General features: G+C 58.2%; 12 protein-coding genes. 5 read left to right on the top strand and 7 right to left on the bottom strand.

The genetic code is table 11. The features are described from left to right. The first annotated feature begins 30 nt into the window (after window positions 1–30). Window positions 31–1,647 carry an FAD-binding dehydrogenase gene (locus tag L9H78_RS10030; RefSeq protein ID WP_249620793.1) on the top strand — a complete coding sequence of 539 codons (1,617 nt, stop codon included), beginning with the start codon at window positions 31–33 and terminating at the stop codon, window positions 1,645–1,647. A gap of 92 nt (window positions 1,648–1,739) precedes the next feature. Here the strand turns inward: L9H78_RS10030 and L9H78_RS10035 are convergent, their stop codons facing one another. Beyond that, entirely contained in the window at window positions 1,740–2,417 is a 678-nt protein-coding gene (locus L9H78_RS10035) for a type 1 glutamine amidotransferase domain-containing protein (RefSeq protein WP_249619996.1), read from the bottom strand. Window positions 2,418–2,890: 473 nt separating this feature from the next. Between L9H78_RS10035 and L9H78_RS10040 the strand changes: the two genes are divergently transcribed. Genes L9H78_RS10040 through cobA form a run of 3 tightly spaced genes read left to right on the top strand, consistent with a single transcriptional unit; the run spans window position 2,891 to window position 4,519 of the window. After that, on the top strand, window positions 2,891–3,193 hold the full coding sequence (locus L9H78_RS10040; RefSeq protein WP_249619997.1) for a prevent-host-death family protein: 303 nt from the start codon (window positions 2,891–2,893) through the stop codon (window positions 3,191–3,193). Window positions 3,194–3,229: 36 nt separating this feature from the next. Beyond that, the gene (locus tag L9H78_RS10045) at window positions 3,230–3,682 is read left to right on the top strand and encodes a hypothetical protein (protein ID WP_249619998.1); all 453 of its coding nucleotides are present in this window, start codon (window positions 3,230–3,232) and stop codon (window positions 3,680–3,682) included. 9 nt (window positions 3,683–3,691) lie between these two features. Further along, window positions 3,692–4,519, top strand: a complete 828-nt coding sequence (gene cobA, locus L9H78_RS10050) for a uroporphyrinogen-III C-methyltransferase (protein WP_249619999.1) — start codon at window positions 3,692–3,694, stop codon at window positions 4,517–4,519. Here the strand turns inward: cobA and L9H78_RS10055 are convergent. From L9H78_RS10055 to L9H78_RS10080, 6 genes are all read right to left on the bottom strand, one after another. Beyond that, a complete protein-coding gene (locus tag L9H78_RS10055; RefSeq protein ID WP_064833035.1) occupies window positions 4,479–5,477 on the bottom strand; it encodes a sulfite exporter TauE/SafE family protein in 999 nt (332 codons plus the stop codon). The two genes, cobA and L9H78_RS10055, sit on opposite strands and share 41 nt — an antisense overlap. Before the next feature lie 8 nt (window positions 5,478–5,485). After that, on the bottom strand, window positions 5,486–6,304 hold the full coding sequence (locus L9H78_RS10060; protein ID WP_249620000.1) for a sirohydrochlorin chelatase: 819 nt from the start codon (window positions 6,302–6,304) through the stop codon (window positions 5,486–5,488). A 16-nt stretch (window positions 6,305–6,320) separates the two neighbouring features. After that, on the bottom strand, window positions 6,321–7,691 hold the full coding sequence (locus L9H78_RS10065; protein ID WP_249620001.1) for a sulfate adenylyltransferase subunit 1: 1,371 nt from the start codon (window positions 7,689–7,691) through the stop codon (window positions 6,321–6,323). Further along, window positions 7,691–8,719, bottom strand: coding sequence for a sulfate adenylyltransferase subunit CysD (gene cysD, locus L9H78_RS10070; RefSeq protein ID WP_249620002.1), 1,029 nt, complete (start codon window positions 8,717–8,719; stop codon window positions 7,691–7,693). The genes L9H78_RS10065 and cysD overlap by 1 nt, the downstream gene beginning before the upstream one ends. Next, entirely contained in the window at window positions 8,716–9,522 is an 807-nt protein-coding gene (locus L9H78_RS10075) for a phosphoadenylyl-sulfate reductase (protein ID WP_430622754.1), read from the bottom strand. The genes cysD and L9H78_RS10075 overlap by 4 nt, the downstream gene beginning before the upstream one ends. A gap of 209 nt (window positions 9,523–9,731) precedes the next feature. After that, the gene (locus L9H78_RS10080) at window positions 9,732–11,405 is read right to left on the bottom strand and encodes a nitrite/sulfite reductase (protein WP_249620003.1); all 1,674 of its coding nucleotides are present in this window, start codon (window positions 11,403–11,405) and stop codon (window positions 9,732–9,734) included. Between the two features lie 363 nt (window positions 11,406–11,768). Here L9H78_RS10080 and L9H78_RS10085 point away from each other — a divergent pair, with 363 nt between their 5' ends. Further along, window positions 11,769–13,193: an FAD-dependent oxidoreductase gene (locus tag L9H78_RS10085; RefSeq protein ID WP_249620004.1), complete on the top strand. Its 1,425-nt coding sequence runs from the start codon at window positions 11,769–11,771 to the stop codon at window positions 13,191–13,193. Window positions 13,194–13,393: the final 200 nt, after the last annotated feature.

The raw sequence follows: 13,393 nt of genomic DNA on the forward strand, positions 1-13,393 counted from the left end.
ATCGTCATCATCGGCTCCGGCCTGGCGGGCATGGTTGCAGCCTACGAGGCATTACAGGGCGGGAAACAGGTCGTGATCCTTGACCAAGAAAACCGTAATAACCTGGGCGGCCAAGCCTTCTGGTCGTTGGGTGGTTTGTTTTATGTGGGAAGTCCGGAGCAAAAATTGATGCGGGTGAGCGATTCTTATGAGCTCGCCTGGCGCGATTGGGAAAACAGCGCGGATTATGACGACGCTCCCCATGATCGTTGGCCGAAGGCCTGGGGCCAGGCATACGTGCAGTTCGCGGCCGGTGAAAAACGCGAATATTTAAAAAAGCTCGGGCTCAATGTCTTGCCGACGATCGGCTGGGCCGAGCGCGGTAGCGGCGACGCCAGTGGTCATGGCAATTCCGTTCCACGATTCCATCTCACCTGGGGCACCGGCCCGGAAGTGGTACGGGTTTTCCGCGAACCACTCGAACGGGCAGAAGCAACCGGACAACTCACCTGGCGCTTCCGCCACCGCGTGGAAGGCCTGCTACAAGACGAATCCGGCCGAGTCACCGGTGTCCGTGGAGTGGAATTAGCAGCAGATGATGCGCTACCCCGCGGCCAGGCCTCAAGCAGAAAAGCCGTGCGCGAATTTCAACTGAATGCAGCATCCGTGGTCATCGCCACCGGCGGAATCGGAGGCAATCTAGCAAAAGTACGCGCCAGCTGGCCAAGCGATCGCTGGGGCCCGTGTCCCGACGACCTAGTAGCTGGCGTTCCAGCGCACGTGGACGGCAGCGGCATCGACGTCGCCAAGCACGCCGGCGCAAGCCTAGTGAATACGGACAGAATGTGGCACTACCCAGAGGGAATGCACAATTGGGACAGCATCTGGCCGCACCATGGCATCCGCATTATTCCCGGGCCGTCGTCGTTGTGGCTGGATGCTACCGGCAAGCGCTTGCCCACGAATCTGTTTCCCGGCTCCGATAACCTCGCTGCATTGAGCCATATTGGTAAAACAGGCCACGGCTATTCCTGGTTTTTGTTGAACTCCACCATCGCGGATAAAGAATTCATTTTTTCTGGTTCCGAACAAAACCCAGACTTGACGGAGAAAACAATCCGGCAACTGGCCAGCAAGCTTGGACCCAAAACACACCCGGCCGTGCAGGCTTTCAAAGACCATGGCGTGGATTGGGTGATCGCCGATAACCTCGATGAGTTAACCGCAAAAATGGCCGCGCTTGCCGACGACGGCCTGCTGGACCGCGAGCGTGTCGCACGCACCGTCGCTGATCGGGATTCCCAGCTGGATAACCCGTTTTCCAAGGATGCCCAGGTGAATTACTTGCGCACGGCCCGGAAATTTCTGGGCGATAAGATCGTACGCGCTGCCGCACCACACAAACTCGCAGATGCGAAACATGGACCGCTCATTGCTGTACGGCTGCAAGTATTAACCCGCAAAACCCTGGGCGGACTGGAAACAGACCTTTCCGGGCGCTGCCTCGATTCAGACGGCAATATCATCCCTGGCTTGTTTGCCTGCGGGGAGGCAGCTGGTTTCGGCGGTGGCGGCATGCACGGCAAGAACGCGCTGGAAGGCACCTTCTTAGGCGGCTGCATCCATTCCGGTAAACGCGTGGGAGAAGCACTCGCTAGAGACAAATAACCTGCTCCTGGGCAAAACGGTGCCCTGGGAGCAGGTTAGCGCGGGCTTGTCAGAGCCCTGTTGAAGAGCTGGTTATTTCAGCGCTCGTCGTATTAAAAGTCGCGCAGAATGCGCTGTGCCAGAGGCTCAGACGATGCTGGGTTCTGGCCGGTGTAAAGGTTTCGATCTACTTCGACGTACGGTTGCATCGGATCGGTCTGCTTAAAGTCAGCACCGAGCTCACGCAGACGAGTCTCAACTACCCACTTGGCAGCTGCGATGGTCTCTTCGCCTTCTTCGGCGTTGGTAAAGCCAGTCATCGTGTAGCCCTTAAGCGGCCAGTTGTCATTGTCCATTGCGAGCAAAGCAGCTGGAGCGTGGCATACCAGGGAAAGCGCACGACCGGATTCAATACGGCTCTGCAGCAGTTTGGCGGAATCCTGGTCATAAGCCAAGTCTTCCATTGGACCGTGGCCACCAGGGTAAAAGACGAGGTCATAGTCAGCCTCGTTAACATCAGCCAGATTAAGCGGGTTGTTCAGCTCCGAGTCGATTTCTCCGAGGTAGTTCTCGTATTCCGCGCGCTCGCTGTCGGACAGGACATCGAGGCTGTACTGGTCTACTACTGGAGCCTTTGCATTCGGCGTCGCGAAGTCAATGTTCCATCCAGCGTTTTTGAATACGCGGTGTGGAGCAATCAGCTCTTCGGCCCAGTAACCGGTAGGGCGGGCGCTGCCGTCGGCCAGCGTCCATTTATCAGCGGCGGTAACTACGAATAGTGCGGAAGGCATAACTTCCTCCTTGTATATAGGTGAGCTATCTAATGTTCTTCAGATGTGTTGTACCCGCAAGTGCGTTGCACCCGGAAGGACAACGACACCGAGAATACTCTTCGTTGGATCTTTGTTGGCGAGATTTTTCTTCATGAGTCTTGCGGCAGAGGCAGAAAAACGCCGCTCTTTCGGGCCGGAAATTCTTATTTCCGAGTATATTCCCACTGGTCAAAGCGGTATAGAGAGAAAGCACGATATGCGTGAAGCCCAATAACTGCAACCCTGAGAAAAAAGATGATTTGTCAACTATTTCACATTCTTGGAGAGGCAATTAGTGGCGAAGTATGTCGTTTAACCCCGATTTCCGGTCTATTTCGCTGCCTGAGAACCAGACCTAAGGCAGTTAATGACATCGCGCTGGGGCCCAGCGCCCTGTTTAGCTTTTATTCACGCCCGCGCCACTCAATTCATTTGAGATGTACGTTAAAAACATGGAACCAAAATCAATGACCGTCAGCCAATTTCGTCAATCCCAAAGCCAAGTCCTTGAAGATGCACAACGCATGCCGGTCACCATCACCAGCCAGCAAAGCCGCGCCCGCGCCGTAGTCGTCTCCCCCTCATTTTATGCTCGCGCTGTTGCAGCATTAGAAGATCAAGAAGACATCCATGCTGCCGAAATCGCCCGAGAAGAAGCTGAAGAAATCCGACACGAGGTTCTCAAAGAAGCTCTCGGGCTTACCGAAACCAGCACTTCTTCGTCCACAAGCGACGAAAAGAATTGGACGAATTAGCGTCTTTATGACGGGATTCACAGTAACCTTGTATCTATGAGGTTACAGACAGCTTTTATCCCGACGGCAGTAGCATTTTCTGTGTTATCGGCGTGCTCCACAGCCGAGAGCGAACCTCCGACGTCTCAAACGCAGATTCCAGTCACCACGTCCCCAACATCACCGGCCACGGCAACACAGCACCAAGAAGCACCTGACTCCTCTGATGCCGCTGACTCCTCTGACGCCGAGCACAACGGCAAACCCACTGCACCAGTTCACAATGACCACGGAATGTTCACCGTAAAATGCCAGGTAGCAAAAACTGAATCAGATCATGGCATCGTCGGATACGTATACGGAAACCATGAAACCAGCATCCCCATCGCCGAGCAGGATGCCGAGCAGTTCGTCCCAAAATTCGGCCCGGGAAACGAGAAGCAAAATTGCAGCACGGTCGAAAAATATCTTCCTAGTGGAGCATATGATCTGCATGACCAGGTGTTCTAAACTAGCGGCATGACTACTCCAGATTCTGCCGCTGCCGATGCCGCATCCGCTGCTGCCGATGCTGCCGCCGATGCCGCTGCCGCTGGCCCTGCCGAGCATTTGCACCCAGTCAAGTTAATTGGTGGCGGCCCCGGCGCGTGGGATCTCATCACGCTCCGCGGCCAAACCGCGCTGCACGAGGCTGATGTCATCGTCGCAGACCACCTGGGCCCCGCCCCGTTTCTGGATCGATTGTGCGATATTTCCAGCAAAAAGCTTGTCGACGCTTCCAAGCTGCCGTATAAAAAGCAGGTCGCCCAAGAAGAAATCAACCGCATGCTCGTCGAATACACCCAAGCCGGATACAAGGTGGTGCGGCTCAAAGGCGGCGATCCGTTTGTGTTCGGGCGCGGTTTTGAAGAAATCACGGCACTCGCAGAAGCTGGGATCACCTGCGAAGTCATTCCCGGCGTAAGTTCCGCTTATGCTGTTCCGGGGTTGGCACACATACCTGTTACCCAGCGTGGCGTCGTGCATGCCGCCACCGTCGTCAGTGGGCACCTGCCACCGGGACACGAAAAATCCCTGGTGGATTGGTCTGCACTGGCGCTCTCCGGTGCCACGCTGTCCATCATCATGGGGGTGCGCAACGCCAGTGCAATCGCGGATGCGCTTATCGACGCTGGCCTGGCCGCAGCTACCCCCGCCGCCGTCATTCAGGAAGGAAGCCTTGCCGACGAGCGGGTGTTCCGCTGCCAGCTCGAACAGCTTGGCGCAACCATTGCGGATAATTCGGTGGAACCACCTGCGGTGATCGTCATCGGAGATGTAGCCGGGCTGGAATCTTCTGCTCAGTAGCGTCCGGATCGGCACCGGCTGGCCCCCGAGTTGCCGCCCCATCAGCCACCGGCTCTGTGCGCGGTTCGGTGCTAGCTGCGGCTGCGCGTTGCAAAGATTCCACCCGCATGCGGGTGCGGTATCGGCGCACCCCGTGCACGGTCAACGCGATCCCCACCGCCATGATCGCTAGCTGCACCGGCCATACCGTATCCAATGGCAGCAGGTAGCGAATATTCAACGCAATAATCGCCGAACCCACCAGCCCGCCCAGGGCAACCGGGTTAATGCGGGAAATCAGCCAGGCAGCGATGGGGGCAGCAATGCTTCCGCCAATCAGCAGGGCCACAACCGCGGCGGTATGCGAAACGATTTCCTCCCACAGGCCCACCACAAAACCAGCCGATGCCCCTGCGGCCACCAGAAACTCCGAGGCAGAAACCGTGCCGACGATATACCGCGGCTGTTGCCTGCCGACGCCCAGCAGCGTGGAGGTAGTCACCGGCCCCCAGCCTCCGCCACCCGTGGAATCCACCAGACCACCCAGAGCACCCAAAAATCCTAAAAATGGTGTGGAATACTCCGCCTTTTTTGCCAGCTTGCGCTTCGTGCGCCCTTGGCTAAATCGCCACACCAGGTTTGCCCCGATGGCCACCAACACGACTGCGGTAATCGGTTGTGCCTTATCCAGTGGCAAATTAGATAAAAACATTGCGCCAACAAACCCGGCGAGTGCCCCGGGAAATCCCAGCCGCGCCACCACGGACCAATCCACGTTGCCAAAGCGCCAGTGGCTAAAACCGGATACCGCGGTGGTTCCGAGTTCTGCCACGTGCACCACGGCCGAAGCTTGCGCAGCACCCAAACCAGCGAGGCCCAGGAGGATCGTTGTTGAGGTCACCCCGAAACCCATGCCGATGCCGCCGTCGACAAGCTGCGCGGCGAAACCAGCCAGGGCAATAAAAATTAAACCTCTCATGATTTTCCTCAAATCTGCGCGGCTACTACCTCTGCGAGTGCCGTGCCTAGTGGTTGGGAATAGGTGATTCTGCGTTCTTGTTCTGCGGATGCTCCTGCTTGCGAAGCACCGGCTCGTGCTGCACCGGCTCGTGCCGCATTTATTTCTTCGGCTTGCCGGTACATTCGATCCAGCAACAAGCCATGGCTGACAAACAACGGCACCAGGTGCATTCGCTCGTGGTGCTGGGCCAGCTCTGCCAACCGGTTCGGGCCGGTCGCAAATACCACGCTGATACCGCCGGCACTGCTCTGTTCGGCAGCGGGCTGATTTACGTCGGGCTGATTTGCGCCGGGCTGATGAGCACAAGGCTGGTTCCCGCCGGCACGCCGTGCAGCAACACGCCTGGCGAGCTTGTCGACGCTCGCATTGGCCGCATGATCAGAAGATCCCACCGACACCAACACCACGTGCGCCCCAGCCGGAGCGTCGCGAGCAATCACCCGGGACAGCAATTCCTCCATGGCAGCACCGGTGCCCAGCCCGTCGGCAAGCTCCACGTCCGCCCCGGCGCGCTGTGCCTGCTGGCGCACCGCAGCGAGTTGTTCCGGAACATCAACTTTTTGGTGAAAACCACGCGTAAACAGCAACGGGACGATCACCATATGCTTGTGCCCATCAGCGATGGCCTCGGCCACGGCGGTGCGCAGGTCAGGTTCGTTGAATTCCAGGTGGCTGCTGTAGCCTTCCAGCCCAGCACGGTTCGCAGCTGCTGCGCTGAGCTCATTGATCAAACCGACAGCCTGCGGGTGGCGTGAGCCGTGCGAAAGAGTAATCAGCGCAGTCATTATTAGCTCTCCCCCGTTACTTCTGCCCGATTAATCCCGCAGCCAGCGAGTTGCCATCGTGCGGATCCGCCAGCACAAAAGCGCCCCGTTTGCCACGAGCTGCGTAATCATCCACTGCGATCTCCACGGCGGTTTCTAATTCCACGGTGGCGATCTCGTTGAGCGCTAGCTGGGGTTGTGTTGGCTGTGGCTGGGCTTGTGCTGTCTGCTCGGGGGCTGGCTGTTCCTGGGCTTGTACTGTCCGGTCATGGGAAGTCTCGATGCTGGCCACGCGCGCCTTATACTTGCCGCTGTCATACAGCAGGTGCAGTTTTTGCCCCGCACGCACGCCTTTATCGGACAAGCCCACCAGCGTGGCAGTAAATTTCCGCGTACTGCGCGGGCTGCTACCAGCGGAAATGAAATCGCCGCGGACCAGATCAATCTCATCAGCCAACCGCAGCACCACGGAATCACCAGAGTGCGCCTCCTGCAGCTGTCCGTCGGCAGTATCAATGCCAACGACGGTGCTGGTACGTCCGCCACTGACGGTGACGGCATCGCCCACGGCAATCGCACCGGTGGTGACCCGGCCAGCGTATCCGCGGTAATCAGTCTGTGGCTCACGGATGACGTATTGGATGGGGAAACGGAAATCCAGACCGGCAGCGATATCGCTTTCCGCCGGTTGAATGGTATCGAGCAGTTCCACGATCGGCTGGCCGTCGTACCACGGTGTGTGCGCAGATCTTTCCACCACATTGTCACCAGCCAATGCGGAGATCGGCACCACGCGAGTATTACGTGGCGCCAACGCATCGAATTCGGCTAAGGCGTCGGCAAGCTGGGCCTGGATATCCTCATACACCGCCTGGTCATAGCCGACCAGGTCAATCTTGTTCACCGCGATGATCACGTCTTGGATTCCCAGCAACGCCGCGATATGCAGGTGGCGCTTGGTTTGTTCCACCACCCCATAGCGGGCATCGATGAGCAAGATGACGACTTCCGCCGTGGACATGCCCGTGATCGTATTTCGGGTGTACTGCACGTGCCCCGGAGTATCTGCGAGGATGAAGCTGCGCTGGTCAGTGGCGAAATATCGGTAGGCGACGTCGATCGTGATGCCTTGTTCGCGTTCGGCGCGCAGGCCGTCGACAAGCAAGGAAAAATCCAGACCATCGAAGCCGCGTTTCGACGAGCTCGCCGCCACGGCTTCTAGCTGGTCAGACAACACCGATTTGGTGTCGTGCAGCAAACGCCCCACGAATGTGGACTTGCCATCGTCGACCGATCCGGCGGTGCAGATGCGCAACGCCCGGCGATTGTTCAGGATGGTTGCGGTGGATGCGGTGGTTGCAGGAGCCGCGGTGGATGCTGTGGTTTCGGTTGTTGCGGAGCTAGTCATCAGAAGTAGCCTTCCTTCTTGCGGTCTTCCATGGCGGATTCGGAGATACGATCATCAGCGCGGGTCGCACCGCGTTCTGTGAGTGGAGAAGCCGCGATTTCCGCCAACACCTCGTCGATGGTTTTGGCTTCGGACAACACCGCACCGGTGCAGGACATATCGCCGACCGTGCGATAGCGCACCGTGCGGGTCACCGGGGTGGCCGGAGTGGCCGAGGTAGCCGGGGCGTCCGGGGTATCCGGGGTGTCCGGGGCCTCGTGCCCATTGGTCTGGTCCACGGCCCGGCTGCTCGCACCCCAGGGGCCGGGAGTTAGCCACATGCCGTCACGTTCAACAACCTCACGCTGGTGTGCGAAGTAAATGCTGGGAAGTTCCAGCCCGCGCGCGGCGATGTATTGCCAAACGTCAACTTCTGTCCAGTTGGAGATAGGAAATACGCGGATATTTTCTTCCGGCAACTTGCCGCCGTTGTAGATATTCCATAGCTCCGGACGCTGCCGCCGTGGATCCCAACCGCCGAAACTATCGCGCACCGAAAAGATGCGCTCTTTCGCTCGCGCGCGTTCCTCGTCGCGCCGCGCTCCGCCGAGCACCGCGTCGTAGCCGCGTTGTTCAATGGTGTCCACCAGCGGGACGGTCTGCAGCGGGTTCCGCGAGCCGTCGGCACGTTCCTGCAGATCACCGCGGTCGATCCAGTCTTGCAGCTTGGCGACGTGCAGGTCCACGCCGTATTTCTCGACGGTGCGGTCGCGAAATTCCAGCACCTCTGGGAAGTTGTGCCCGGTATCGATGTGGATCAGTTCCGCCGGGATCGCACCCGGAGCAAACGCCCGCCGGGCCAGTTCCAGCACCACGACGGAGTCTTTTCCGCCGGAAAACAGCAGCCCGATTTTGTCGAATTGCCCCGCGACCTCGCGCAGGACGTGGATGGATTCGTTTTCGAGTTCGTGCAGGTGCGGCGATAACGCCGCGCCGGTTGTGTGGGTCGGTTGGCTGGTGTAGGTTGAGTTTTTCACGCTTGTGCTCATGTGTGTAGTCCGCATTCTGTTTTGTTCAGTCCGGCCCAGCGCCCCGCGCGTGGGTCCTGGCCTTCCGCTACTGGCAAGGTGCAGGTCGCACACCCGATTGACGGGTAGCCCTGCCTGGTCAACGGGTGCACGATCAGGTCGTGCTTGTCGACGTAGTCCTCAGTGTCTTGCAAACTCCACGTCACCAGCGGGCTGATTTTCAGCCGTCCCGTATCGTCGAGGCTCAGCGCGGGTGCTTGTGCGCGCGTGGGGCCGTCGTCACGCCGCAGCCCGGTGACCCAACCCGCGAATGGCGAGAGGTTGCGCGCGAGTGGTTCGACTTTGCGCATCCGGCAGCAGGCAGTCGGGTTGGAGGCATAGAGCCGCGGGCCGTAGACCTCGTCTTGCTGGCTGCGTTCCAGAGCGGGTGTGGCGGTAATAAATTGCTGGTCGTAGCGCTGCTGCACCTGCTTGGCGACGTCGAGGGTCTCGTCGAAGTGATAACCAGTGTCCAAAAACAACAGGCTGGCGCGTGGGGCATAGCGACTGGCGAGTTCTGCCAACACGGTGTTTTCCATGGACATGGTCACCGCGATTTCACCGGGCACGTGTTCGTCCGCCCACGCCAGGATGTCTTCGGCACTGGCGTCATATAGCGCGTCGGCGTAGTCGGTTACGAGCTGCCGGTTGCGCGCAGCGATGTCGTCGGCAAGCGGCTCCGTCGTGGTGGAAGCACCTTCTGGGGACTGTTCCGGGTCGCGATAGCTCTGCTCCGTGCTCGATGTTCCACGTGAAACATTGAGAAAATTCAGCGACTTGTGCAGGGAGTTCTGCAGCGCCTCATTGGTGGACACCGCCGGTTCGGGCGCGGCCTCTTGCTCGTCCTGGCCGTGGAACTGCACGGAAAACACCCGCAGGCATTCGCTGCAGCTCCAGGCAAACTCCGTTTCCTCGTCCGGGAATAGCCCCTCCCCCGCGCAATAAGGGCAAAACAGCGGGTGGTTCCGGTTCGGGTTTGGTTTCCGGCGAAACTTCATGACAAAGCCTCCTCATCCGCACGGACAGTCCACTGCGCAAAGGACTCGCCCTCTTCGCGTTGCTGCTTGTAGTTCTCGACGACACGCACGACATAATCCCCCAGCTCACTGGCCAGCACCTTGTGACCTTTGAGTTTGCGGCCAAAGTTCTGCTCAATACCCAACGCACCGCCGAGATGCACCTGGAAACCTTCCACACGGTTGCCGTCGGCGTCGGTCAGCGTCTGGCCTTTCAAACCAATATCCGAGACCTGCGATCGCGCACACGCATTCGGGCAGCCGTTCAGGGAAATCGTCAGGCTGGAATCAATATCGCCAATGCGTTCTTCCAGCTCGTCGACCAGCTCAATCGCGCGCGATTTAGTGGTGACGTGGGCAAGTTTGCAAAACTCCAAACCGGTGCAGGAGATGATGCCACGGCGGAACTCCGAGGGTGTGGAATACAGGCCCGTGGCGTCCAGGTCACGAGCTACCTCAGCAAGTTTTTCGCGCGGAATATCCAAAAACAGCAGTTCCTTCATCGGCGTGGTCCGGATGCGCGTGATGCCGTGCTTTTCCGCGGCTTCCGCAATCGCAATCAGCTGTTCACCGGTCGCGTGGCCAACAGTCGGTTTCACACCCAGGTAGAAGTTGCCGTCCTTTTGCGGGTGCGCGCCGATGTGGTCACGGATGCCGGATTGCAACGGGGTCGGCTCGGCGTCGACAAGCGGCTCATCCAAATATTCCGTTTCCAGCACCTCACGGAATTTTTCAATCCCCCACTTGGCCACGAGGAATTTCAACCGCGCACGGTTACGCAGGCGGCGGAAACCATAATCGCGGAAGATGCGAACCACCCCGGCCCACACCTCCGGGACGCGCTCGATGGGGATCCACGCCCCCAGCGATTGCGACAGCATCGGGTTGGTGGACAGGCCACCGCCAACGAAGCAGTCAAACCCAGGGCCGTATTCCGGATGGTTTTTCCCAATAAACGCCACGTCCTGGATCTCGTGGGTGACATCCTGGCGGGAGTTACCCGAGATGGCAGTTTTGAATTTCCGTGGCAGGTTGTGGAATTCCGCGCGCGGCAGATAATTCTTTTTGATCTCTTCGATCGCCGGGCTGGCATCAATAATCTCATCGGCTGCCACCCCAGCTGTGGGCGAACCCAAGATCACGCGCGGCACGTCGCCGCAGCCCATCATCGTGGTCAGACCAACGGCATCCAGCCTGCGCCAAATTTCTGGGACATCCTCGATGCGGATCCAGTGCAGCTGAATATTCTGCCGGTCGGTGAAGTCCGCAGTAGACCGTGCGAAATCCCGGGAGATCTCACCGACGACGCGCAAGCGCTCCGGGGTGGCTTGGCCGCCGTCGAAACGCACGCGCATCATGAAATATTTATCTTGCAGCTCGTGGTTTTCTAATTGACCGGTGTATTCGCCACCCAGATTCTGCTTGCGCTGGGTATAAATGCCGAGCCACTTGAAGCGCTTACTGATGTCATCGGCAGGGATCGAATCAAAACCCTGCTTGGAGTAGGTGTCGATCACACGCTGCTTCACCTCGAAGGCTTCTTGTTCTTGCTTCACCTCCTCTTCTTTGTTCAGCGGGCTGGTGCCGTCGATATTCCACTGCCCTTCTGGCTTGGGCTTCCGCTTTGGGCGTGCGGGTGCGTTTGTAGTCATAAATTGCCTCACTCAACGGTTTCGGCGATGTGCTGGGGTTTTGCTCGGGATTAGTTGTAGATTTTGTTGTTCAACCGGAGAGTCACGATCCCGGTCGAACCGATGCGTTCAATCTAGATGAACCACTCGGTCTAACCTAATAAGACCGATCTGTCTATTTAATTCACGCGAACAATCCTGCATGCGACCTGGAGTAATGTGGCCCACATCATTTGAATTTAAATCGCTAGCTAGCAAAATAGAGACAAATAGGTTCAAATAGATCTTGCTTGCTTAACGCGAACCGAATAAGCGCGTGATCACGCACGCGCAGAAGAACGCACTCGCACGAGAAACCAACAAAGAAAGGCGCTATACACACGAATGGCTACTTCTAATGCAGCAGCGTCCAACCAGACCGACGCAGTGACCACCAACCCCAACACCGAAGGCGATAAACCACTGAAGATCGCCGTCGTCGGTGCAGGCCCAGCGGGTATTTACGCCTCCGATATCCTGATTAAAAAGACCGGCGGCAACGTCGATATTGATTTGCTTGACCGCATGCCCACTCCTTTCGGCTTGATCCGCTACGGCGTGGCTCCGGATCACCCGCGCATTAAGGGCATCATCAAGTCGCTGCACCGCGTGCTCAGCAACGAGAAGATACGCTTTATCGGCAACGTCGAAGTGGGCCGCACCATCAGCGTCGAAGAACTCAAGGATCATTACGACGCCGTTATTTTCTCCACCGGTGCCGTCGACGACCGGGACCTGAATATCCCGGGCGCCGACCTGGAAGGTGTCTGGGGTGCTGGCGAATTCGTCGGCTTCTACGACGGGAACCCTCACTTTGAGCGCAACTGGGATTTGTCCGCCGAGCAGGTCGCGGTCATCGGCGTCGGCAATGTGGGCCTGGATGTCTCCCGCATTTTGGCGAAGACGGGCGACGAGTTGAAGGTCACCGAAATTCCGGACAATGTCTACGAATCACTGGCGCAAAACCAGGCCCACACCGTGCGCGTGTTCGGACGCCGCGGCCCTGCCGAAGCAAAATTCACCCCGCAGGAACTGAAAGAACTCGACCACTCGGACACCATCAACGTCGTCGTCGACCCGGAAGATATTGATTACGACGAATCCGGCGAGGCAGCACGCCGCGCATCGAAGTCGCAAGATCAGGTGTGCCAAATTCTGGAACAGTACGCGATGCGCGACCCGAAGGACGCACCGCACACGCTGCAGATTCACTTTTTTGAAAACCCGGTCGAGATCATCGGCAAGGATGGCAAGGTTGCAGCGCTGAAGACCGAGCGCACCGAGTTGACTGGTGACGGAAATGTGAAAGGAACCGGCGAATTCACCGAATGGCCGGTACAAGCTGTCTACCGCGCGGTTGGTTACCGTTCAGTGGGCATCGAGGGTGTGCCGTTTGATGAGCAGAAGCACGTCATCCCCAACGACGGCGGCCACGTGCTCACAGAACCGAATGGCGAAATTGTGCCGAGCCTGTATACCACCGGCTGGATTAAGCGCGGCCCGGTTGGCCTGATTGGTAACACGAAATCCGATGCCGCCGAGACCATCGGCATGCTGTTGGAGGATATTGCGGCCGGTAAGCTGTCCGCTGCCGACAACACCGACTTGGTGGAGTTGCTGGAATCCCGCGGCATCGAAGTGACCAACTGGGAAGGCTTCCAGTTGCTGGATGCCCGCGAAGTAGCTTTGGGTGAGGCCGAGGGCCGCGAGCGCAAAAAGCTCGTGGAGTTTGAAGAAATGCTCGAAGCCTCCCGTAACCCGCAGAACTAGCGGCTAGAAATAAAAATTTAACTTTCTGTACGGCTGCACGTTCCACGGCTGCACGGCTTCCCGGCTGCAACCAAAAAGCTGTACAAACCCAGATCTGAATTATCAGGTCTGGGTTTTATTATTTATTGACGGTCACGCCGTGCCGCACGCTATTGCACGTTGGATTTGGCTGCGCGTCCAGATTTGGCTTCCGTTAGATG

Source organism: Corynebacterium pseudodiphtheriticum (assembly GCF_023509295.1).
GTDB classification, from domain to species: Bacteria; Actinomycetota; Actinomycetes; order Mycobacteriales; family Mycobacteriaceae; genus Corynebacterium; species Corynebacterium pseudodiphtheriticum.

What these genes read in the sequence shown, in the direction of transcription:
- L9H78_RS10030 (WP_249620793.1), top strand. Translation starts at nt 31, where the DNA reads ATGGTTGCAGCCTACGAGGCATTACAGGGCGGGAAACAGGTCGTGATC.
- L9H78_RS10085 (WP_249620004.1), top strand. Translation starts at nt 11,769, where the DNA reads ATGGCTACTTCTAATGCAGCAGCGTCCAACCAGACCGACGCAGTGACC.
- L9H78_RS10080 (WP_249620003.1), bottom strand. Translation starts at nt 11,405, where the DNA reads ATGACTACAAACGCACCCGCACGCCCAAAGCGGAAGCCCAAGCCAGAA.
- L9H78_RS10045 (WP_249619998.1), top strand. Translation starts at nt 3,230, where the DNA reads ATGAGGTTACAGACAGCTTTTATCCCGACGGCAGTAGCATTTTCTGTG.
- L9H78_RS10060 (WP_249620000.1), bottom strand. Translation starts at nt 6,304, where the DNA reads ATGACTGCGCTGATTACTCTTTCGCACGGCTCACGCCACCCGCAGGCT.
- L9H78_RS10055 (WP_064833035.1), bottom strand. Translation starts at nt 5,477, where the DNA reads ATGAGAGGTTTAATTTTTATTGCCCTGGCTGGTTTCGCCGCGCAGCTT.
- L9H78_RS10035 (WP_249619996.1), bottom strand. Translation starts at nt 2,417, where the DNA reads ATGCCTTCCGCACTATTCGTAGTTACCGCCGCTGATAAATGGACGCTG.
- L9H78_RS10040 (WP_249619997.1), top strand. Translation starts at nt 2,891, where the DNA reads ATGGAACCAAAATCAATGACCGTCAGCCAATTTCGTCAATCCCAAAGC.
- cysD (WP_249620002.1), bottom strand. Translation starts at nt 8,719, where the DNA reads ATGAGCACAAGCGTGAAAAACTCAACCTACACCAGCCAACCGACCCAC.
- cobA (WP_249619999.1), top strand. Translation starts at nt 3,692, where the DNA reads ATGACTACTCCAGATTCTGCCGCTGCCGATGCCGCATCCGCTGCTGCC.
- L9H78_RS10065 (WP_249620001.1), bottom strand. Translation starts at nt 7,691, where the DNA reads ATGACTAGCTCCGCAACAACCGAAACCACAGCATCCACCGCGGCTCCT.